A 19,790-nucleotide genomic window follows, 5' to 3' on the forward strand; every position below is an offset into this window, starting at 1 on the left:
CGTCGCGCCGCCGTTGCCGAATCCGCCCTGGGTGCGCTGGATGAGACCCGGTGTGCGGGCCGGCCTGGTGATGCGGCGACGCGGCCTGCGGTCACGGCGCGCGGGCGGCTAACGCGGCGTTACCAGGCGGGCCTCGTAGGCGGCGATGACGAGCTGGGCGCGGTCGCGGGCGTTGAGCTTGGCCAGCAGGCGGCCGATATGCGTCTTCACGGTCCCAGGACTCACCTGGAGCTGCGCGCTGAGCTCGGCGTTGGACAGCCCGTGGGCGACGAGGGTGAGCACCTCGCGCTCCCGGTCCGTCAACGTGTCGAGCCCGTGAAGGGGCTGCTGGACCGGCCGCCGTACGAACTCCGCGATCAGCCTGGTGGTGACGGCCGGTGCGAGCAGCGTCTCACCCGATGCCACCACGCGGATCCCCTTCAACAGGTCGTCCGGAGGCGCGTCCTTGAGCAGGAACCCGCTGGCACCCGCCCGCAGCGCCGAATAGACGTACTCGTCGAGGTCGAAGGTGGTCAGGATGAGCACCCGGGTGTCCCCGGCGATCTGCCTGGTCGCGGTGATGCCATCCATCTCGGGCATTCTGACGTCCATGAGCACCACATCGGGTGACTCCGTACGTGCGAGCGCCACCGCCTCCCGCCCGTCACCCGCCTCCCCGACCACGGTGAGATCGTCCTCCGAATCGATCAGCAAGCGGAAACTGCCGCGCAGGAGCGCCTGATCGTCGGCGATGAGCACCCGAATCACGAGCCTCCCCCTGCCGCACCCACCCCTACCAGGCCCGGCCCGGTCCGCGGACGTCCTCTCCGGACCCGCCGACTCCGCTTTTCCCAGCTCACGCTCAAGATCCTCGTCATCACGTCCATCATGACCGATCCGCGCCTATCGCTCCCACCACGTCGATGCCTTTCGGAACGCCGGCCGTACGCAACTCCATGCGGCACTGTGTCGAATGGCCCACCGCTCGCGCACGCCCGTGCCCCGCCGTCCGCGTACGCCCGCGTCCCGCCGCTCGCGTACGCCCGCGCCCCCGCGGGAACGCCCGGCGCCGCGCCCGCTCATTCCGTCGAAGTCCCAGGCGGGTCAGGGGATCTCCCATGACGCGTGCACGCCGAACCCCGTTCCCGGGAGCGGGCCGGCCTCGAAGGTGCCGCCGTACAACAGGGTCCGTTCGCGCATCCCCGCCAGCCCGTGCCCACCTGGCCGCCCCGGCAGTACCCGCTGCCCAGGCCCGTCGTCGACCACGGAGATCCGCAACCTTCCATCGGCGACCGACACGCTGGCCCGGCAGTGGGCGGGAGCGGCGTGCTTGACGACGTTGGTGATCGCCTCCTGGACGATGCGGTAGACGGCCGGCGCCATGCTGTCGGGCACGGTTCCGTCCACCGACAGGTCGACCTGCACGCCGGCCTCCGCCGCCTGGCGCGCCAGGGACGGCAGGTCGGCGAGCCGGGGGAGCGGCGCGCTGTCGGGCGCGCTGCCGGGTTCGCGCAGCACGCCGAGAAGATGGCGCATCTCCGCGAGCGAGCCGCGCCCGATCTCCTCGATGGCCCGCAACGCCTTGCGCCCTTCCTCCGGATGCTTGTCCAGGACCTTGGCCGCCACCCCCGCCTTGACGGTGATCACGCTCATCGAATGGGCGACGACGTCGTGCAGCTCGCGCGCGATCCGCAGGCGCTCGCCGGCCGCTGCCTGCTCGGCCTGCCTCCTGGCCTCGCGGGCGGCGAACTCGCGGCGGGTGCGCGCCGCCGTGCCGAGACTCCAGCTCGCGGCGAAGGCCAGCCAGGCCGCGCCGACGATGACGACGGGGTCGGGCCAGCCGTTCGCATATCGTGGCGAGCCCGAGATCGAGACCAGCAGCGAGCCTCCGTTGACGAGCAGGCCCGACACCAGGGCGATCGCCGATCGCCGCACCGGCCGGCCCGTCGCCACCGGGTAGATGGCCAGGGCCGCCACCACCGTCGGCATCAGCCGGTTGGCCTGCAGCGCCAGCACGGCAAGGCCGATCAGGAGCGCACCGTAGTAGGCGGGCTCCGGCCATGTCCGCCGCACCGCCACGGGCACCGCGAGCAGCCAGCAGAGCCCGGTGGTCACGGCGTTCGTGGCCGGCTCCGGCGGACTCGCCGTGAACGCCAGCGCGAGCAGCACCGCGACCACGGTGTCGGCCAGGATGAGCAGCCACGGTGGAGGCCTTCGGGCGAGCAGATTCACAGCCCGACGTTATCGAGGAACGGCCCGGGCGCGAATCGGAGCACGGGCCGTCGGACCAGGGTCGTACTCCGCCCACGTCCCGCCCGTACCGTATGACCCTGGTCCGACCCCAAAGATCGGATCCGGCTCCGATGCGCGGCCCACCGCCGTGCAGCATCGTTGCCGCCATGAACCGACGCAGACTCATCGCCCTGTGCCTGGCGGCCTGTCTCGCCGTGCCGCTCGGCGGTATCGCGCTGGCCTCGGCGCAGGCCCACGGCCTCGTGTGGAAGGACTGTGGTGACGGCCTGCGATGCGCCGAGCTGGTCGTTCCCGTGGATTGGGCCGATCCTGGCGGGCCGAGAACCTCGGTGCACGTGGCCAGACTGCCCGCGACGGGCAAGAGCATCGGGCCGCTGATCGTCAACTTCGGAGGGCCCGGCACCAGCACGTCGATGCTCAGGCGGAAAAGCCAGCCCGACGCTCAGGCGGAGCTGCCCGGCCTGCTCGATGAGCTGCGGAGGAGCTTCGACGTCATCGCCATCGATCCGCGCGGCCTCGCGGAGCCCGCGAGCGGCAACAAGGTGAGCTGCGCGGAGCCCGACGCCTCCATCTACGGACTGCTCCTGGCCAGGACGAAGCAGGACTGGGACGCCCACGCCGCCAAGAACGCCGCCCATCAGGCGAGCTGCCGCATCATGGCCAGATCGGCCTGGCGCGGGATGACGGCGTGGAACGTAGCGCACGACATCGACGCCCTGCGCGCCGCACTCGACCAGGACAGGCTCGTCTACGCGGGCAACTCCTACGGCACCGTCTACGCCCAGGCCTACCTGGAGCTGTTTCCGCAGCGGGTCGGCCGGATGTACTTCGACGGCACCGCCGATCACACCCAGCAGGAGTTCGAGCCCTGGATACGCAACTACGCGCTCACGCAGGAGCGCCATCTCACCCGCTTCCGGGACTGGTGCGCCCGCCGCACCGACTGCGCCCTTCGCGGTACGGACGCGGGCAAGGCGTGGGATGAGCTCGTCGCCAGGGTGCGCCGCGCGCCACTGCCGGCGTCGGCCGGACGGACGGTGCACGAGGGGCAGCTGTACGCCGGTGCGATCAAAGGCATGAATCCGGCATTCTGGCCCCAGCTCGCCACCGCCATCCGCAAGGCCCTCGATGGCGACGCCGGCGACTTCCTGGAAGAACTGCTCCCGGATGAGGGCGGCGCGTCCGTGAGCCAAGACTCCTTGTGCAACGACTTCATGCCGAAGCTGCCCACGTACGAGGAGTTCCAGGGCATCGAGGCCAGACTCCGTGAGATCGCGCCGAGGATCGGCTGGCTCGAGGGACGCTTCGAGCTCGGGCGGTGCTGGGGACGCAGCGGAGGCGCCTCCTGGGCACCGCGTCCCTTGCGGGTGAAGGACGCCCCACCGATCCTCTTCGCGATCGGGGAGCTCGACAACAACACCAATTATCGCGGGCAGGCGCACGTGGCCGAGCAGATCCCGTCCGCGCGCGTCCTGTGGCACGGCGACGGCCACGCGTCGTGGGCGCGAAACAGCTGCCTGCGGCGGCACGTCAGCGCCTACCTGACCACAGGGAAGCTGCCTGCCCCGGGCACGCGCTGCCCGGCCGAGATCATCCAGAAGGTGGGGAAATGATCGAGGTCACAGAACTGACAAAGCTGTACGGTTCCACCCGCGCGGTGTCCGGGCTCACCTTCCGCGCCGAGCCCGGGCAGGTCACCGGCTTCCTCGGGCACAACGGCGCCGGCAAATCCACCACCATGCGCATGATCCTCGGCCTCCACACGCCCACGTCGGGAAAGGCGTTGATCAACGGCGTCCGCAAACAGGATCTGCGCGACCCCATGCGCGAGGTCGGCGCCATGCTCGACGCGGCCGAGGTGCAGGGCGGGCGCAGCGCGTTCGCTCATCTCCAGGCGCTGGCGTACGCGGGCGGGATCGGGCGCCGCAGGGTCGTGGAGGTGCTGGAGGAGGTCGGCCTGGCCGGGGCGGCCCGCAAACGGATCGCCGGCTACTCCCAGGGGATGCGCCAGCGCCTCGGCATCGCGGCGGCACTGCTCGGTGACCCGGGCGTGCTCATTCTCGACGAGCCGGTCAACGGCCTCGACCCCGACGGCATCCGCTGGCTCAGGACACTGCTCAGATCCCTGGCCGCCGAGGGGCGCACCGTCCTGCTGTCGAGCCATCTGATGACCGAGATGTCCCTCACCGCCGACCGGCTCGTCATCATCGGCCAGGGCCGGCTGATCGAGGACGCCTCGACGGCGGACCTGCTGGCCCGATTCCAGAGCGGCGTACTGGTCCGATCGCCCCACGCGGCCCGCCTGTCCAGGGCACTCGAAGCGGCCGGCGCAACCATCCGCCCCGCTCAGGACACCGAAGCCGGTGAGCAACCGGTGCCCGGAAGGCCCGCAGCCGCTGGAGTCGATGCGCGCCCCGTGCGGGACGCCGTCGCCGGAGAGGAACTGCTGGTGACCGGCCTGACCGCAGCCGCCATCGGCGACATCGCCCTGGCGAACGGCTGTGCCGTTCACGAGCTGGTGTCGCGCCGGACCTCACTGGAGGAAGCCTTCATGGAGATCACCCAATGAGCGACGTCGTCGCATCGGAATGGCTCAAGCTACGCTCGCTCCGAGCCACCTGTTACGTCCTGGCCTCCACGCTCTCGGCCCTTGCGCTCACCGGCTTCGCCGCCTACTCGATCTCGCGCTACTTCGACACCAACGGCCCCGGCGGCGATCCCGTCGGCACGGGTCTCAGCCTCAGCGCCGACATCCCTCCTGTGCTGTTCGGCATGCTGGGCGTGTTCGCCATCTCCGGTGAGTACGCCACCGGCATGATCAGACTCACGCTGACCACGATCCGGAGCCGGTGGACGCTCCTTCTGGCCAAGGCCGCCGTGGTGGCCGCCGTGGCCGCGGTCGCGGGCCAGGTGCTGGCGTTCGCCACCTACTTCACCGCACAGGCCGTGGTGGCCGGGCGTCCGATCGGCGCCTCGTTCGCCGAACATGGGGCCCTGGCCGAGGTGCTGACCACCGGCGCCGGCTCCGCCGTCGCCGCGGTACTGGGGCTGGGCCTGGCGACGGTCCTGCGGTCGACACCGGGAGCGCTCATCGCGCTGGTCGTCCTCCCGCTGTCCCCGACCGTGCTCGAGCGCTTCCTCCCGGCCCCGTGGAACGACCGGATCAGCTCCCTGACGATTCCGTCACTGGCCAGGCAACTGGCCGCCGTACCCGACGCAGGAGCCTTCGGTCCCTCAACGGCCGCCGTCATCCTGGTGGGTTACGTCGTGGTGTCCCTCCTGCTGGCAACCCTGGCGATCAACCACCGCGACGCATGACCGGACACTTATGGACTTTCAAGAGCCGGCTGGGCCTGGAACGCCGCGGCGGCCGTACCCCTGCCGGCGTCATCATTCGTGTGCTGACCCGCATCCTCGCGCTGACCAGCGTGATCTGGCCCAACGACAAGACCGGCCAGCCGATCAAGCGGTCCCTGATCGCCTATGACCACAAACTGTAGCCAGACGCCTTGGCATCAATCAGCTAGGACAATTTCTTGCGTGAGCGTCTTCGCCTCACCCCTGGGGTCGGACAAAGGTCACAGACCATGACCACCGTCTGTCGTTGGCCACCTGGGCGGTGGGTGGAAAGCTCCTTCGGAGTCGGCCCGCCCGCAGCAGAAGATCTCACACGCCGGTCAGGTTATCCGGTGCCACCAGCACCGGGGTCGGACAGCGTCACCATCGTCTCGAGCAGCGTCGTGTATACAGTGCCGGGTTCAGCGGATTCCTCCCAGCTCGACTCTCCCTCGGCCGCCGGACTGGTCTCCGCCGCCGGAAAGAACAGCCACCACAGGTTGCGCCAAGGGTCGAGGAACCGGGCGATGCCGTACCCGCCGTAGAAGGGAGACACCGGAGTGACGACGGTCGCACCGCGTTCGACCGCTCTGCGCATCGTCTCCTCGGGGTCGGCGACGTACACCTGGGTCAGGGCCGGGGTGAACGGCCAGCCGGCCTTACGGTCAGCGACCATGAGCAACGAGTTGCCGATCTTGACCTCGGCGTGGATCAGCGTTCCGTCTCCGGCGTGGAAGTCAGGGGTGCGGGCTTCCTCCCGCTCGGTCCCGTCAAAGACAGCGACGAGGAAGTCGATGAAAGGCGCGGCTCCGTCAACGACAACGAATCCGTTGACGGTGTTCTCACCCGGGGGCTCGGGATCCTTCTTGGTCATCTCCATGCCGCGAGGCTAGAGATGAATGCGGTCAGCTTCCTGCCGCAAGAGCGGCCCAGGAGACTCCCTGCCGGGTTCAGCTCGTCGGCTTGGATCGTCCCTGCAGCGGCCGGCTTGGCCCGGTCAGGACCGGTGACGGTGTCCAGGCCGGCCCAGCGCCCCCTCACCCTGCGGGAGCACACTCATCGCCCCACCGCGAGCCCAAGAGCGCTGGTTCACCGACGTCGTTACCGAACTTACGTGTGTTCCCGATGACTTCGGCGCCGTCCGAACGGGCGTGAAGCTCCGCATGGGTCAGCTCGTGCGAGGCGATCACGGGATCGACGCCGCGCGGGGACAGTGTCACCGACCGGTTGAGCACGGCGATGCCGCGTTCCCGATCGCCGCCGATCCTCCGGTCCTGCACCGGCCTGCCCGAACCGCGGAGGGTCTCCACGCTGGAGTGCCGTCCGCCGGGGCCTTGCGGTCGCGGACGGCTGTGGGCTACCGGTGCGCTGCCAGGAACGGCAGGACGACGCCGGCCATCTCGTCGGGTACCTCCTCGGCGAGGTCGTGGCCGGCGTCGAAGACGTGACCGGTCACGTCGTGGGCCATGAGCCGCATCTGCGACTCGTTGCGGTCGCCGATGAACGCCGAACCGCCGAGCGCCAGCACCGGGATGTCCAGCTTCTGCTTGGCCGCCTGCCGGTTCTGCTCGGCGTCGACGAGCATCGCCCGGTAGATCGAGAGCATCGCCCGGATGCCGCCGGGCATGGAGTAGCAGCGCACATACTCGTCGATCGCGTCGGGGGTCGCGCTGTCCGGGCGGCTGCGCTCGAACTTGATCATGTAGGTGATCAGCTCGCGCTCATGCCCGGCGATCAGCATCTCGGGTACGTCCGGCTGGAAGTAGAAGCCCAGATGCCACAGATGCATGCCGCTGGAGACGTTCTCGGCGGTGAGCGCGGTGTGGTCCTCGAAGCCGAACCCGGGGAACAGCGCCTCGGCGAACACGAGGGCGGTCACGTGATCGCGGTGCCGGGCGGCGAGCTGGTAGCCGATCACCGCTCCCCAGTCCTCGCCGATCACGGCGTAGCTCTCGTGGCCGAGTTCGCTCATCAGCGCGGCGATGTCGTCGCTCATCGTCGCGGAGTCGTATCCGCCCGCGGGCCGGGCGGAGTCGCCGAGGCCACGCAGGTCGGGGACGACGACGGTGTAGCGGGGCGTCAGCTTCGGGACGAGGTGGCGCCAGTGGTAACCGGTCTTGGGCACGCCGTGCAGCAGCACCACCGCCGGCCCGGAGCCGGCCGTCCGATAGTGCAGGCTCGTTCCGTTGACGGCGGCGCGGCCGGTGCGGACGGGTGTTCCGGCATGGTCGAACATGGGGTACTCCTTATTGTGGATCGCTTGATACAGATTGCGGGCATGAAAAATCAGTCGAGGGCGGCGAGCGCCACCTCCACGAGCGGCTCGAGGGCACGAGCGTCCGGCGTGATCTTCGCGGACACCAGCAGGCCATGGAGAAAGGTGACGAGGAACGCGGCGAGCGTGTGCGGGTCGTGCCGCGCCGCGATCTCGCCCCGTTCCGCCGCGACCCGCAGCACCTCGGCAATGGCATCCCGGCTGGCGTCCTGCATGTCGCGCACGACGCGCCTGGTCGACGCGTCCTGCGGCAGGCGTTCACAGGCGGCGTTTACCGCCAGGCAGCCCCGGCCTTCGTGCTCGACGGCGATGCGCACCCGCTCGGCCAGCATCGTACGGATCGCCGAGCGGGCATCTGCTCCCTCCTGCAGACTGCGCAGGGCGTCCGCCGCGAGCGTGACGCGGTAGTGCTCCAGCGCGGCCCGGTAGAGGCCGTCCTTGTCGCCGAAGGCCGCGTACAAGGACCCCTGTCCGAGCCCCAGGTGCTGGGTCAGATCGCGCACCGTGGTCGCCTCGTAGCCGCGCGTCCAGAACAGCTCCATCGCGCGGCTCACCGCCGCCTCGGTGTCGAACTCCCGGGTCCTTGCCATGTCCCCACCGTAGCGTATCTGGATCGCGTGTTCAAAAAAGCTCCCTTGTCGCCGGCCGAGCTGGGCGGTGGCGGAGAAGAGCTCGTACTTGGCGAGCGTCATCGGGTCTCAGGCGCGATCTACGGTGCTCCGCAGGGTCGGCGAGGGGCTCTCCTGGCTGCTCAGCCCGGCCGGACGGTCCGAGCCCGGACGAGGTGTGCCAGGGCTCGTGATGCCTTCCTGCTGCCTAGCGGGGTGCCGCGAGGATGTCCCGGAGCACGTCCTCCATCGTGACGCGGGCCAACTCGGCTCTCAGCGTCTCCTCGATGCCCCGGTAGATGCCCTGCATCGCCGGCTGGATGCCGTAGCCCACCACGCACCCCTGGTCCGGGGTGGCGCGGTGCATCGCGAACAGCGGGCCGGGCTCCACCGCGTCGTACACGTCGAGCAGAGTGATCGACTCCAGCTCGCGCGCCAGCGACCAGCCGGCGCCCACGCCACGCCGGGACTCCACGAGCCCCGCCTTGCGCAGCTCGCCGAGCAGCCGCCTGATCACCACGGGATTGGTGTTCGCGCTGGTCGCGATCTGCTCGGACGTGGCCACCTCATGACCCTGGCGCTGGTAGAGGCTGATCCAGGCCATCGCGTGAGCGGCGATGGTCAACCTGCTGTTGGCGCTCACGATCTCCTCCCCTCGGCCGTAACTCGCCATGTTACGACCATCCAGTCGTAACAACAAAAGTTGCGACATGTCGTCGTAACAACTAGCGTTACGACTATTGAAGGATCGAACAGCGAGGTGGGAACAATGAACAAACCGCTCACTGGCAAGGTCGCCCTGGTCACCGGAGGGTCCCGCGGACTGGGAGCCGCCACCGTCAGGCTCCTGGCCGAGCAGGGCGCCGACGTCGGGTTCACCTACGTCAACTCCGAGAAGCAGGCACAGGCCGTCGTCGACGAGGTGCGCGGCACGGGCGCGAAGGTCGCGGCCTTCCGGTCCGACCAGGCGGACACGAGCGGGGCTCCGGCGCTGATCGACGAGGTGGTCGCGCACTTCGGCGGCCTGGACATCCTCGTCAACAACGCGGCGATCTCGGTTGCCGGCACGGTGGACGACCCGGACGCCGACACCGCCGCGCTGGACCGCATGCACACCACGAACTACCTCGGCGTGATCGCGATCATCCGGGCCGCCTCCCGAGCTCTACGCACGGACGGCCGCATCATCACGGTGAGCTCGGGACTGGGCACCCGGGTCGGCCTCCCCGGCCTCGCCGACTACTCGGCGACCAAGGCCGGGATCGAGCGATACACCATGGGCGTCGCTCGCGACCTCGGACCCCGGAACATCACGGCCAACGTGGTGGAAGCCGGACTGATGGAGGGCGGGATGGAAACCCACCCCGAGACCCTCAAGGCGCTGCTCAGCACGCTGTCGCTGCAGCGCAAGGGCCATCCGCAGGAGATCGCCGCCGCGATCGCCTTCCTGGCGAGCCCCGCCGCCTCGTACGTCACGGGCGCGGTGCTGGACGCCCACGGCGGCTACAACGCCTGACCCGAAGGCCGTTCCCGTGGGCGGGCCATCGCCGCCGTAGGCGGAAGCCGGCTCGGCGGTGGCCGAACCATCCGATCAGCCCCCACAGGGTGACACCGCCCGCGCCCGTGACGTACGGAACCAGCAGGCCATGTCGCGTACGTTTTGCCCGCGCTTCGCTGGTCTCGGCCACCGGCACAGCATCGGCCGTCACCCTGGCCTCCACCACGCTGACCGGACCGGCCCACGCCGCCACCGGTCCGACCGTGGAAACGCCCGCCGAGAACGTATTCGACATACTGCTGGGCAAGAAACCCGATACCCGCCAGTCCGCCGCCGGCCCCGTCCTCGTACCGGGCCAACAGTCAAGGTGAAACGGTGTCCCGGGTTCGGGCGGGCCGGTAGTTCGCCTCGTTCGTGGTCGAGGTGGCCGCCGCAACGCCGACGGCTCTGCCTGCCTCGATGGCTTGTGTGATCATGCACGACAATGCAGATCATGGTTCTCGCACGCACCGTTCAGGGAAAGGTCCAGGGCCGGATCGAGGACGGGATCGCGGTGTTCCGCGGCATCCCGTTCGCCCGGCCGCCCGTGGGACCGCTCCGCTTCGCGGCCCCGCGCCCGCCCGAGCCGTGGGACGGGACCCGGCAGGCGCTGTCGTTCGGCCCGCCACCCCCGCAGGCGGGGTTGCCGCGGTCCAGTGACGACTGGCTGACCGTCAACGTCTGGTCGCCCGATCCCGGCGGGTCGGGCCTGCCGGTGATGGTGTTCGTGTACGGCGGGTCTTACCTGCGGGGCACGGCGTCGAACCCGATGTACGACGGGGCAGGGCTGGCCGCTCAGGGAGTGGTCGTCGTGACCTTCAACCACCGGGTGGGCGCGGAGGGGTTCGCCTGGGTGGACGGCGCCCCGGCCGATCGCGGCCTGCTCGACCAGGTCGCGGCGCTGCGCTGGGTGCGGGACAACATCTCCGCCTTTGGGGGCGACCCGGATCTGGTGACGGTCTTCGGGGAATCCGCGGGCGCGGTCGGCATCGCGTCGCTGCTCGTCATGGAGAGCGCGGCCGGCCTGTTCCGGCGCGCCATCGTCCAGAGCCTGTCGTCGATCTTCCACACGCCCCGGCTGGCTCGCGCGCTCGCCGCCGAGCTGGCCGCCGAGGCCGCGAAGCTTCCTTCCGAAGCCGGGACGCCCCCGGCCGCGCCCGCCGTGAACCCGGCGGGAACCGACCCCGGCCGGCCCGGCGAGACGGTTCTGGCCCGGTTCGACCCGGACCGGCTGGTGGCGGCGGCGGGCGAGCTGGCCGCCCGGATCCCGAAGGAGGCCGTCCGGTGGGGCCCCGCTGTCGCCGCCACCGAGCTGCCGTTCGCGCCGGTGGTCGACGGCGAGGTACTGCCGCGCACGCCGTGGGAGCACCCGGACCCCGGCGTGGACCTGCTGGTCATGCACACCCGCGACGAGAGCCGGCTGTGGACGGTGCTGTCCGGGCCCGGCCGCCCCGGACCGGAGAGCTACGCGCCGCACCTGGCGGAGCAGTACCGCCGATCTTTCCCGGGAGTCGGCGACGACCTGCTGCACGAGATCGCCGAGTCCGACTGGCTGTTCCGCATGCCGGCGGTCCACTTGGCCGAGGCGCACGCGGGCCGGACCTTCCTCGCCGAGCTGTGCTGGAGCGCTGCCGGCGGGTACGGGGCCTGCCACGGCCTGGACATCAAGCTCCTGTTCGGCGCCTACGCCGTAGGCCCCGGGCCGGCCCAATTCGGTGAGCGGCCCTCGGACGAGGCCGTCGCTCTGACCGCGTACATGCGGAAAGCGTGGACGTCCTTCGCCGCCGGCGGCGACCCAGGCTGGCCCGCCTACGACGCGGACAGGCGGCTGACACTGCGGCTGGACGCCGATCCGGCCGTCGTTCCCTATCCCGAGGAAGTCTCGCGCCGCATCTGGGCAGGTCACCGCTTCCAGCCACTGGACCTGCCCAGCTGCTGACGAACCGCTCCCTCCCGGCACGGGCCGGGCCTCCACCCCAGGGCGGCCGACGCAGGCGGCAGCGGGTCATGGTGCGCACGGCGTCGAGCTCGTATTCCACGGCGGGGTCCTTCCGATCGTTGGGGGAGGGGCGCGCAATCAACCGCCTGCCCGTCCGCCCCAACCCGGCAACAGCACCAGCCACTGGGGCGGGCCAGAGCCAGGGCGGACAGAAGGATCGCGTCGGGGACCATGGCAGCCAGTCCTGCCGCCGTGCTCATCAGGGCGGTGAAGATGGGGCTGCGGGTGAGCGGTCCAGGTGCGGCGTGCAGACAGATTGCACGCAGGCGAGCAGCCCCGCCGCTCCGACGAACCCCTCGCCGTCGGGCGACTCACGCGGGGAGATCGTCGAGGATCTCGGCTTCGAGGTCTTCGCGGCCCGTCCGGGCGCGTGCACGTGGTCATGAGCCTTCGGCTCCTGACCTGATCTCCGGCCGCTGAGGCCACACGCCGCCGGGCCCCAGCAGGAGCCCATCCCTGGTCAAGGGCGGTGTCTTGTCTCATGCCCTCGACGGCAAACCGGTACTGGGTACCGAATGCAAGGCCCTTACGGCGTAGCGCCACGATCCGGTCCAATCCGGCCGGCGGCGGGATCGATGGGAGGCAACCTTGCACCGTTCCATGAGGAATGATCACCCGAACTTCGAGCATCCCGGTACGCCGTTCGGCGTACCGGGAGCGCCATCCACGGGCGGACGCCGCGCGCGAACGAAGCCGCGACGATGGCGGTGAGCGCTGAACCCGGAGTTGAGGTGAGACCATGGCGCCGCGAATCCGCAAGACCCTGTTGGTCATCCACATCGTCGCCTCGGTTGCGCTGGTCGGCGAGGTATGGGGACTGGTGGCGCTGAATACGGCCGCCACCCTGTCCAAGGACCTCGATCTGGCGCACACGGCCTATCGGCTGATGCCCACCCTGGTGTTCGCGGGCGGCATACCGCTGAGCCTCACCGCATTGGCCACCGGGATCACGCTCGGCTTGGGCAGCCATTGGGGGTTGATCCGCCATTACTGGGTGGCGGTCAAGCTGGTCCTGCTCGTGGCCGTCATCTGCGTAGGCATGTTCCTGTTCGATCCCGAGGGCATGGCCGCAGCCACCGCGGGCGCCAGGCAGGCCGTCGCGGCTCGCCAGTGGGGCCAGGTCGCGGTGCTGGGCACACAGATCGCCATGCTGCTGATCGCGACCGCGCTGTCGGTGTTCAAACCCCGATGGAAACTCCGGTGACATCCCGGGCGTGGGCAGGCCGGATTCGTGGACTTGCCGGTGGGGATGCGCAGGGCGTTGCTGCCGGGGCTGGGCACGTACGATCCGGTCTTCGCGAACGCGGCCACCATCGCCATCCACGTCAACGAAAGGACATCCGCCGGATGAGCACCGACAAGCGGCCTGCCCCGGGCATCCGATCAGAGCGCCTGCCGGGATGCCGACGATCGACCCAAGGAGCAACGTGGCCACCCGGCATCGCCTACGATGGTCATCTTGCACCCAGGTCGCCGAACGGCCGGACGAACGCGATCCGCCGGCCCACGCCGGGGAGTCGTTCGCCACCCTGGAAGACCATGACCATACCCCTCTACGCGAGGTCGTCGACGGCCAGGTGTGCCGGTGGCGTCCCGCCTGGCCGGGCGCGGGCGGGATCCGGTTCGGACAGATCGGGCCTGGACCAGCAACCCCGAGGAATGCACCCGCATGACAACCAGTGCTCAGCAGCTGATCGAAACGGCACGCCTCGCACCGCTGGCCGGCCCGTTCGACTGGGAACAGGTCGAGCACCGGCTCGGGACGCCCGTGCCGCAGGACTACCGCAAGCTTCTCGACGCGGGAGGTGGCGGACTCTGGCTGAACTCCTTGAGGCTCTACGTTCCGGCGCCCGGGCCCGGTCTCAAGCACGTCGATCTCGAGCGGTCGGGGCTGGAGTTCGAACAGCTTCAAGACCTGTTCGAGGACGAGATCGTGGGACCGCCAGACGATCTCGCCCCTGATTCCAGGCTGCTGCCCTGGGCCTCGACCGGCACGGGGGTCACGCTCTATTGGCAGGTCTCACCCGAGGCGGCAGCCGATTCGTACCCGATCCGGGTCTCGGACCGCAACGGCGACGTGTGGGAGAGGTACGACGTGCTCACCACCGACCTTCTCCTGGGAGTCGTCCAGGGGGAGGTGCACAGCGAGCTGCTCAACGAGTCGTGGATGGAACGCGACGTGCTCTTCAAGCCCTACGCCGGCGAATAGAACGATTCCGCCATCGCGTTGTCCCAGCGGACCTCGGTGTGGCCGACCGAGCGGCGGAGGTCCAGGCCTGCTGGATGACAGGCAACGGTCCACCCGCATCGCCGAACACTGGTACCGCGGCCCGGAACTCCAAGCCGCCATCCGCATCGCCGAAGAAGACCTGCCCGGCTGGACCGCACCTGGCAGCAGGCGCTCCGGCGCGGTTCCGCGGCTCGACAAACAGGGTTGGGAGACCTCGCAGAAACACCCCTCGGTGCGAAAAGCGGCTGACGAATGAAAAGGCTGCATGTCGCGGGCGGGGTACAGCTACCGGAATCCGGTCGAGGCGCCGTACTTCCACTGGAGCGAAGTACGAGGAATCCGTGATCGGTCACGGTGCTGTCGCCGGTTCCGGTACGTTGTGCGCCCGCCGGTTGGCCATCGGAGGCAGACCCGCGGGGGTGTGGAACTGTTTGCGCAGTGCGACCGGCCAGCCCACCCCCGGACCATCACCGAGATCCGAACCCCGAACAGCTCCTGAGGCACCGAGGCCCCGGAAGCAGACATCCGCGCGCTCGCCACGCACGAGGCGACCCTGCTGGTCGGTGACCTGTTCCCGGCGCTACACCTGCCCACCCCGAAGGAGACTCACGAAGCGTGACGAAAAGGATACATTCCCGAATCATCTTTCGGTAGTCGTACGATTACCGTTCGCCTAACGTGTGTGGGGCTGATCTCTCCCCCGAGAGGAGCCCGGCATGTACACCAGTCCGCCCACAGCGGACCCGACGGCCACCCCGCAGGTCCCCATCGGCGCGGCCATGCGGAACGCGACCCGATACATGGCGGTCGCGGCCTACCTCGATCCGTCGTTCCGCGAGACGGCGCTGCGCGAGCTCATCCGCAACCGGCACCGGGGCGTGGCGCCCTCGCACGGCGGCTTCGACGTGGTCCCGGTGTTGCGGCACTGCCTGCGCGCACGATCGTTCCTGCTCGCGCGGGAGATCGTCCTGACCGTCGTGCTCGCCGGCGGCCTTCTCCTGCTCCCCGAGGTCACGATCCAGTGGCTCGCCGTGGTGATCCCGTTCGCGCTGCTCACCCTGCGGCCGCTGCGCCGGCTCTCCCGCCCGTACAAGATCCTCGTCTGGTTCGTCATCTCGACGCTGGTGTCGATACCGGCCGCCTTCGCCGTCGTGGCCATCGCCACCGCGCGTGCGATCAGCTCCTTCCTCGAAGGGGGCGCGCCGCCGAGCGGTGCCGCGCTGTCGCTGCAGTTGCTCCTCGTGGTGCTCCTGTCCCTCGGCGTGGCGGCCGGCTACCGCATCGCCGTGTTCCGCGTCATCGGCCGCGACCTGCGCCCCGGAGCGCCGCCACCGCCGCCCGGCCCGGCGGCCGACGCGGGGGCCGAGCAGCGGCTGCGCTGGATCGGCGCGGCGCAGCACGGGAACGTCACGCTCTACTCCGGCCGCAACCCGTTCCTCGGAGCCGGCGACACGGCCCGGGCCTGGACCATCGCGGTCGAGCTGGACCGCACGCCGGGCCCGCGCGACGGCTCGGGGCCGGCGCGGCCGCTGGTCGAGATCGACCCGGTGGAGCTGCACACGTTCGTACGGGAGCGGCTGGCGCAGATGAGCGCGCAGTCCCACCCGGCAGGCATCATCAACCTGCGCATCCGCGACCAGATCGTCGCCACCGGCCGCTTCAACCAGTTGCACGGCTGGAACGGCAAGGGCCCGGCGCTGCATCCACTGGTGGATCCCGGCCAGCTCTGCCCGTGGACGAACCTGCCGGAGCAGGTCGTCGCCGCGGTGATCCGTACCCCGCAGGCAGGCGCGCGGCACTACCAGCGGCTGGACATCAACTCCGAGGGCCCGCACGTCCTGGACACTGCGGGCCGCACCGTCATCCCGGCCGTGGACCGGGGGACCTCCGTCACCGCGTTCGTGCACCTCGCGGTCGAGGGCCGCATGCTCTACACCGAGTTCGTCGTCACGGTGCTGCCGCCCGTGGCCGGGGTGTACCGCTCGGTGGACGAGCTGCCGCTCTCCTCGCCCCCGCTCCTGGTCTACCACGCGCTGCGCGGGCGCTGGCTGTACCTGTTCCGCGACATCGTCGCCGCTCCGGTACGGCTGCTGCGCATGGCCTGGCAGGCGTTCCGGCACGCCATCGGCGTGGACGACCCGCGGGCGTACACCGCCTACGACTACGGGGCCCGGCTGAGCCTGCGCGAACTGGGCGCGTCCGAGCGGGCCGACACCCTCATCCAGGAGCTGGACACCTTCAAGTACACCAAGCTCGTCGAGGAGCGCCTGACCTCGGCCGTCCTCGACTTCCTGGAGGACAAGGGCGTCGACACCACCGCCTACCGGCGCCAGGCCACCGCGGTCTCGATCTCCAGCACGACCCACTACGAGTACAGCGGCAACTACCCGGGCGCGCAGTTCGGCGGCCCCGGCTCCCAGTTCGTCCAGAACGTGAACACGCAGCGGGGCGAGGCGAACTCATGACCGACAAGGACAAGTACACCTACAGCGGAACGTTCACCGGCAGCCAGTTCGGCGGCCCCGGCTCCCACTTCACCCAGAACGTCAACACGGGCGGCCAGGGCGCCGACCCTGATCTGGTACGGCTCCAGGCGCTGCTCACCGACCTGATGGCCCGCGTCGCGGTCCACTCCACTGAGATCGACCACCCTGAACGGGCCGGCCGCGACGCGGAGGAGATCCTCACCGAGGCCGCCCGCCCGGCGGCGGAGCGGGACACGGGCCGCCTCGCCGACGCCTTCCGCCGTCTGCGCGACCGCCTGCGCCCAATCGCCGATTTCGCCGACTCGCTCAGCAAACTCGCCGACCTCCTGACCAAGTTCCTCCCCTCCTGAACGAACCCGGAGCCGTGCACGCCGAACACCCCATCCATCGACCGCCAAATGGTTCGCCGGCGACCATCAATGCCGGGGAGGTCGGGCGGGTTGAGAATGACGTCGGGGTCATTTCCGCCGGAGGTGGTGGCCGGTGCTGCGGCTCCGGGACAACAGATCGCGTCATGGAAGGCGCTGTTGCCGCGCTTCTGCCGGATTCCGCTGGACGGGCGGGTCCCGCATTCCACCACCTTGACCAAACTGGTCCGGCTGGCGGGACCGGAGGTGTTCGAGCAGCTCAACACCGAGCTGGTGGGCAAGCTCGCCGAAGACGAACTGCTGCGAGGACGCAAGCCGCGCATGGACACCACCGTGGTGGAGGCCGATATCGATCACCCCACCGACGCCGATCTGCTGCAGCACGGCGCATCACACCCGTTCCCGGCTGTCCTCCAGTGTCACCCATCCCGAGGCGCCACGTCAACAGTTGTTGGCCTACAATTGTTGGCATGAGAAGATCCGCAGCAGAGACCAAGGCGGTCATCCTTGCCGCGGCCCGCGAGCGCTTCGCCGCTGACGGGTACGAAAGGGCGACGATCAGGGCGATCGCCGCCGACGCCCGCATCGACCCGTCGATGGTGATGCGCTACTTCGGCAGCAAGGACGGGCTGTTCGCCGCCGCGGCCGAGTTCGACCTGCGCCTGCCCGACCTGGAGGCGCTCCCGCGAGATCGGGTGGGCGCGACCCTGGTCCGGCATTTCCTGGACCGCTGGGAGGCCGACGACGCCCTTCGGGTGCTGCTGCGCACCGGGGTGACCAACCAGGCCGCGGCCGAGCGCACCCGCGCCGTCTTCGCCACCCAGCTCGCACCACTGATCACCGCCTTGGCGGACGGCCCGACCGGCGGGGACGGCCGGGCGGCGACCCGGGCCGCGCTGGTGGCCTCCCAGATGCTGGGGATGGCCCTGTGCCGCTACATCCTGCGCTTCCCGCCGGCGGTCACCATGTCGGACGACGACATCGTCGCCTGGCTCGGCCCGGTCATCCAGCGCTATCTGACCGGCAGGGACCCGGCGAACGGCCCGTTCTAGACGGAGCCCGCCGCCGGTCCGCCCCCGGGCGTGGCCGGTCGCGCCAGGGCCGGCGGGCACATAGGCCAACAGCTGTTGACATTCATGGGCGCGGCACCCTACGGTATGCCTACAAGCGTTGACCAACAGATGTTGACAACCCCTTGGGAGGGGCACCATGTCACCCACCGTCACCAATGCCGACGTCCTTGTCGTGGGCGCGGGACCGACCGGGCTGCTGCTGGCCGGGGATCTGGCCGAGGCGGGCCTGTCGGTCGTGCTCGTCGAGCGACGCCCGCACAAGGTCAGCAACCTGTCCCGGGCGCTGGTGGTGCACGCCCGGGTGCTGGAGCAGTTCGACGCCCGCGGCATCGCCGACGACGTCGTGGCGGGCGGGCACCCCATCGACCGGCTGGCTCTGTTCGAGGCGGCCCGGCTCAACCCTTCGCGGCTGCCCACCCGCTACCCGTTCGTCCTGTTCATCCCGCAGTACAAGGTGGAGAAGGTGCTGGAGCGCCGGGCCCGCGAGGCCGGGGTCACCTTCGTGTACGAGACCAAGGTCGTCGCGGTGGCGCAGGACGCGGACGGCGTCACGGCCCACACGCAGGACACCGGCGGGCAGCCGGGCACCACGTTCCGCGCGTCCTACCTGGTCGGCGCCGACGGGGTGCACAGCTCGATCCGGCCCGCGATCGGTCAGCCCTTTCCTGGTGACACGATCCTCAGCTCGCTGATCCTGGCCGACGTCAGGCTCGGCGAGGCACCGGACCGGCCCTTCGTCGTGAACGCCGTCTCCGACGGGTTCGCGCTGCTCACCGAGATGGGTGACGGCCTGTACCGGGTGACCGGCTGGAACCGGCGCCACCAGCTTCCCGACGACGCGCCGCTGGAGGCGGACGAGGTCAAGGAACTGCTCCAGATGAACTTCGGGACCGACTACGGCATCACCGAGATCCCTTGGATGTCCCGGTTCCACAGCGACGAGCGGCAGGCCCCGGCCTACCGCGTCGGGCGGGTGTTCCTCGCCGGTGACGCCGCGCACGTGCACTCCCCGGCGGGCGCCATGGGCATGAACACCGGCCTCCAGGACGCCGCCAACCTGAGCTGGAAGCTGGTGGCCGTGCTGCGCGACGGCACCGACGACAGGCTGCTGGACACCTACCAGGCCGAACGGCACGCCGTCGGCAAGCTGGTGCTGCGGATGAGCGGGACGCTGGTGCGGGCCGCCCTGCTGCGCGGGTTCGCCGCCCGGCTGCTGCGCCGCGCGGCCGGGACGGTCGTCAGCAACTTCCGTCCGTTGGCCGACAAGGCGGCGTCCATGGTCACCGGCATCGGCATCGCCTACAAGGCCCCGCGCGGCGCGCACAAGCTGACCGGACGGCGCGCCCCCGACGTGGAGCTGGCCGAGGGACGGCTGAACGAGCTCCAGCGCGGTGGCAGGTTCGTGCTGATCACACCGGCCGGTCAGGACGCGGACGTGCCCGGCCACGTCGTCCACGCCCACTGGACCGGCGACCGACGCACCACGGCCCTCGTCCGTCCCGACGGCTACTTCGCCTGGGCCACCGACCGCCCCGACGACGAGGGCCTCCGCACCGCCCTGGCTACCTGGGCGGGCACTGCCACCAAAGCGGCCTGAAGGTGTCAGGGCCCGGGCGGGGGATCATGGTGACCGGGCTCCACATCGG

Annotated in this window: 18 protein-coding genes and 1 pseudogene; 13 read left to right on the top strand and 6 right to left on the bottom strand. The window is 70.1% G+C overall.

The window, feature by feature from the left end; all coding sequences use genetic code 11:
* Positions 1-108: 108 nt before the first annotated feature.
* Both ACBJ32_RS06235 and ACBJ32_RS06240 read right to left on the bottom strand, forming a co-directional pair.
* Positions 109-747: a response regulator gene (locus ACBJ32_RS06235; RefSeq protein ID WP_375125848.1), complete on the bottom strand. Its 639-nt coding sequence runs from the start codon at positions 745-747 to the stop codon at positions 109-111.
* A gap of 336 nt (positions 748-1,083) precedes the next feature.
* Positions 1,084-2,211: a sensor histidine kinase gene (locus tag ACBJ32_RS06240; protein WP_375125849.1), complete on the bottom strand. Its 1,128-nt coding sequence runs from the start codon at positions 2,209-2,211 to the stop codon at positions 1,084-1,086.
* 167 nt (positions 2,212-2,378) lie between these two features.
* Here ACBJ32_RS06240 and ACBJ32_RS06245 point away from each other — a divergent pair, with 167 nt between their 5' ends.
* Genes ACBJ32_RS06245 through ACBJ32_RS06260 form a run of 4 tightly spaced genes read left to right on the top strand, consistent with a single transcriptional unit; the run spans position 2,379 to position 5,732 of the window.
* Positions 2,379-3,845, top strand: a complete 1,467-nt coding sequence (locus ACBJ32_RS06245; protein ID WP_375125850.1) for an alpha/beta hydrolase — start codon at positions 2,379-2,381, stop codon at positions 3,843-3,845.
* Complete coding sequence (locus tag ACBJ32_RS06250; RefSeq protein ID WP_375125851.1) at positions 3,842-4,801, top strand: ATP-binding cassette domain-containing protein; 960 nt, start codon at positions 3,842-3,844, stop codon at positions 4,799-4,801. The genes ACBJ32_RS06245 and ACBJ32_RS06250 overlap by 4 nt, the downstream gene beginning before the upstream one ends.
* Entirely contained in the window at positions 4,798-5,550 is a 753-nt protein-coding gene (locus ACBJ32_RS06255; protein ID WP_375125852.1) for an ABC transporter permease subunit, read from the top strand. The genes ACBJ32_RS06250 and ACBJ32_RS06255 overlap by 4 nt, the downstream gene beginning before the upstream one ends.
* Entirely contained in the window at positions 5,547-5,732 is a 186-nt protein-coding gene (locus tag ACBJ32_RS06260) for a hypothetical protein (RefSeq protein WP_375125853.1), read from the top strand. Before ACBJ32_RS06255 ends, ACBJ32_RS06260 begins: the two co-directional genes overlap by 4 nt.
* A gap of 182 nt (positions 5,733-5,914) precedes the next feature.
* Here the strand turns inward: ACBJ32_RS06260 and ACBJ32_RS06265 are convergent, their stop codons facing one another.
* The 4 genes from ACBJ32_RS06265 to ACBJ32_RS06280 form a co-directional block, all read right to left on the bottom strand.
* Positions 5,915-6,448, bottom strand: coding sequence for a VOC family protein (locus tag ACBJ32_RS06265; protein WP_375125854.1), 534 nt, complete (start codon positions 6,446-6,448; stop codon positions 5,915-5,917).
* A gap of 477 nt (positions 6,449-6,925) precedes the next feature.
* Complete coding sequence (locus ACBJ32_RS06270) at positions 6,926-7,804, bottom strand: alpha/beta fold hydrolase (RefSeq protein ID WP_375125855.1); 879 nt, start codon at positions 7,802-7,804, stop codon at positions 6,926-6,928.
* A 50-nt stretch (positions 7,805-7,854) separates the two neighbouring features.
* Positions 7,855-8,535, bottom strand: a complete 681-nt coding sequence (locus ACBJ32_RS06275) for a TetR/AcrR family transcriptional regulator (RefSeq protein WP_375125856.1) — start codon at positions 8,533-8,535, stop codon at positions 7,855-7,857.
* A gap of 124 nt (positions 8,536-8,659) precedes the next feature.
* On the bottom strand, positions 8,660-9,124 hold the full coding sequence (locus tag ACBJ32_RS06280) for an Rrf2 family transcriptional regulator (RefSeq protein WP_375125857.1): 465 nt from the start codon (positions 9,122-9,124) through the stop codon (positions 8,660-8,662).
* A 96-nt stretch (positions 9,125-9,220) separates the two neighbouring features.
* Here ACBJ32_RS06280 and ACBJ32_RS06285 point away from each other — a divergent pair, with 96 nt between their 5' ends.
* From ACBJ32_RS06285 to ACBJ32_RS06325, 9 genes and pseudogenes are all read left to right on the top strand, one after another.
* Complete coding sequence (locus tag ACBJ32_RS06285; RefSeq protein ID WP_357881801.1) at positions 9,221-9,967, top strand: SDR family oxidoreductase; 747 nt, start codon at positions 9,221-9,223, stop codon at positions 9,965-9,967.
* A gap of 475 nt (positions 9,968-10,442) precedes the next feature.
* The gene (locus ACBJ32_RS06290) at positions 10,443-11,927 is read left to right on the top strand and encodes a carboxylesterase/lipase family protein (RefSeq protein WP_375125858.1); all 1,485 of its coding nucleotides are present in this window, start codon (positions 10,443-10,445) and stop codon (positions 11,925-11,927) included.
* Positions 11,928-12,726: 799 nt separating this feature from the next.
* On the top strand, positions 12,727-13,191 hold the full coding sequence (locus tag ACBJ32_RS06295; protein WP_375125859.1) for a hypothetical protein: 465 nt from the start codon (positions 12,727-12,729) through the stop codon (positions 13,189-13,191).
* Positions 13,192-13,656: 465 nt separating this feature from the next.
* Entirely contained in the window at positions 13,657-14,196 is a 540-nt protein-coding gene (locus ACBJ32_RS06300) for a hypothetical protein (RefSeq protein WP_375125860.1), read from the top strand.
* A gap of 737 nt (positions 14,197-14,933) precedes the next feature.
* Positions 14,934-16,682 carry a hypothetical protein gene (locus tag ACBJ32_RS06305; RefSeq protein ID WP_375125861.1) on the top strand — a complete coding sequence of 583 codons (1,749 nt, stop codon included), beginning with the start codon at positions 14,934-14,936 and terminating at the stop codon, positions 16,680-16,682.
* The gene (locus ACBJ32_RS06310; RefSeq protein WP_375125862.1) at positions 16,679-17,053 is read left to right on the top strand and encodes a hypothetical protein; all 375 of its coding nucleotides are present in this window, start codon (positions 16,679-16,681) and stop codon (positions 17,051-17,053) included. The genes ACBJ32_RS06305 and ACBJ32_RS06310 overlap by 4 nt, the downstream gene beginning before the upstream one ends.
* Positions 17,054-17,236: 183 nt before the next feature.
* Positions 17,237-17,458 (top strand): annotated as a pseudogene (locus ACBJ32_RS06315) (ISNCY family transposase); the annotation flags it as partial.
* Between the two features lie 83 nt (positions 17,459-17,541).
* On the top strand, positions 17,542-18,123 hold the full coding sequence (locus ACBJ32_RS06320) for a TetR family transcriptional regulator (RefSeq protein WP_375125863.1): 582 nt from the start codon (positions 17,542-17,544) through the stop codon (positions 18,121-18,123).
* A 157-nt stretch (positions 18,124-18,280) separates the two neighbouring features.
* Positions 18,281-19,741 (top strand): FAD-dependent monooxygenase, encoded by a 1,461-nt coding sequence (locus tag ACBJ32_RS06325; RefSeq protein WP_375125864.1) that lies wholly within the window; start codon positions 18,281-18,283, stop codon positions 19,739-19,741.
* The last annotated feature ends 49 nt before the right edge of the window (positions 19,742-19,790 follow it).

The organism is Nonomuraea sp. GTA35 (assembly GCF_041950525.1).
In the GTDB taxonomy this organism is placed as follows: Bacteria; Actinomycetota; Actinomycetes; order Streptosporangiales; family Streptosporangiaceae; genus Nonomuraea.

Excerpts from the sequence above, each read along its gene's own strand:
- ACBJ32_RS06245 (WP_375125850.1), top strand. The coding sequence starts at position 2,379 with ATGAACCGACGCAGACTCATCGCCCTGTGCCTGGCGGCCTGTCTCGCC.
- ACBJ32_RS06250 (WP_375125851.1), top strand. The coding sequence starts at position 3,842 with ATGATCGAGGTCACAGAACTGACAAAGCTGTACGGTTCCACCCGCGCG.
- ACBJ32_RS06300 (WP_375125860.1), top strand. The coding sequence starts at position 13,657 with ATGACAACCAGTGCTCAGCAGCTGATCGAAACGGCACGCCTCGCACCG.
- ACBJ32_RS06310 (WP_375125862.1), top strand. The coding sequence starts at position 16,679 with ATGACCGACAAGGACAAGTACACCTACAGCGGAACGTTCACCGGCAGC.
- ACBJ32_RS06265 (WP_375125854.1), bottom strand. The coding sequence starts at position 6,448 with ATGGAGATGACCAAGAAGGATCCCGAGCCCCCGGGTGAGAACACCGTC.
- ACBJ32_RS06295 (WP_375125859.1), top strand. The coding sequence starts at position 12,727 with ATGGCGCCGCGAATCCGCAAGACCCTGTTGGTCATCCACATCGTCGCC.
- ACBJ32_RS06290 (WP_375125858.1), top strand. The coding sequence starts at position 10,443 with ATGGTTCTCGCACGCACCGTTCAGGGAAAGGTCCAGGGCCGGATCGAG.
- ACBJ32_RS06280 (WP_375125857.1), bottom strand. The coding sequence starts at position 9,124 with ATGGCGAGTTACGGCCGAGGGGAGGAGATCGTGAGCGCCAACAGCAGG.
- ACBJ32_RS06275 (WP_375125856.1), bottom strand. The coding sequence starts at position 8,535 with ATGACGCTCGCCAAGTACGAGCTCTTCTCCGCCACCGCCCAGCTCGGC.
- ACBJ32_RS06255 (WP_375125852.1), top strand. The coding sequence starts at position 4,798 with ATGAGCGACGTCGTCGCATCGGAATGGCTCAAGCTACGCTCGCTCCGA.
- ACBJ32_RS06305 (WP_375125861.1), top strand. The coding sequence starts at position 14,934 with ATGTACACCAGTCCGCCCACAGCGGACCCGACGGCCACCCCGCAGGTC.
- ACBJ32_RS06285 (WP_357881801.1), top strand. The coding sequence starts at position 9,221 with ATGAACAAACCGCTCACTGGCAAGGTCGCCCTGGTCACCGGAGGGTCC.
- ACBJ32_RS06260 (WP_375125853.1), top strand. The coding sequence starts at position 5,547 with ATGACCGGACACTTATGGACTTTCAAGAGCCGGCTGGGCCTGGAACGC.
- ACBJ32_RS06320 (WP_375125863.1), top strand. The coding sequence starts at position 17,542 with ATGAGAAGATCCGCAGCAGAGACCAAGGCGGTCATCCTTGCCGCGGCC.
- ACBJ32_RS06325 (WP_375125864.1), top strand. The coding sequence starts at position 18,281 with ATGTCACCCACCGTCACCAATGCCGACGTCCTTGTCGTGGGCGCGGGA.
- ACBJ32_RS06270 (WP_375125855.1), bottom strand. The coding sequence starts at position 7,804 with ATGTTCGACCATGCCGGAACACCCGTCCGCACCGGCCGCGCCGCCGTC.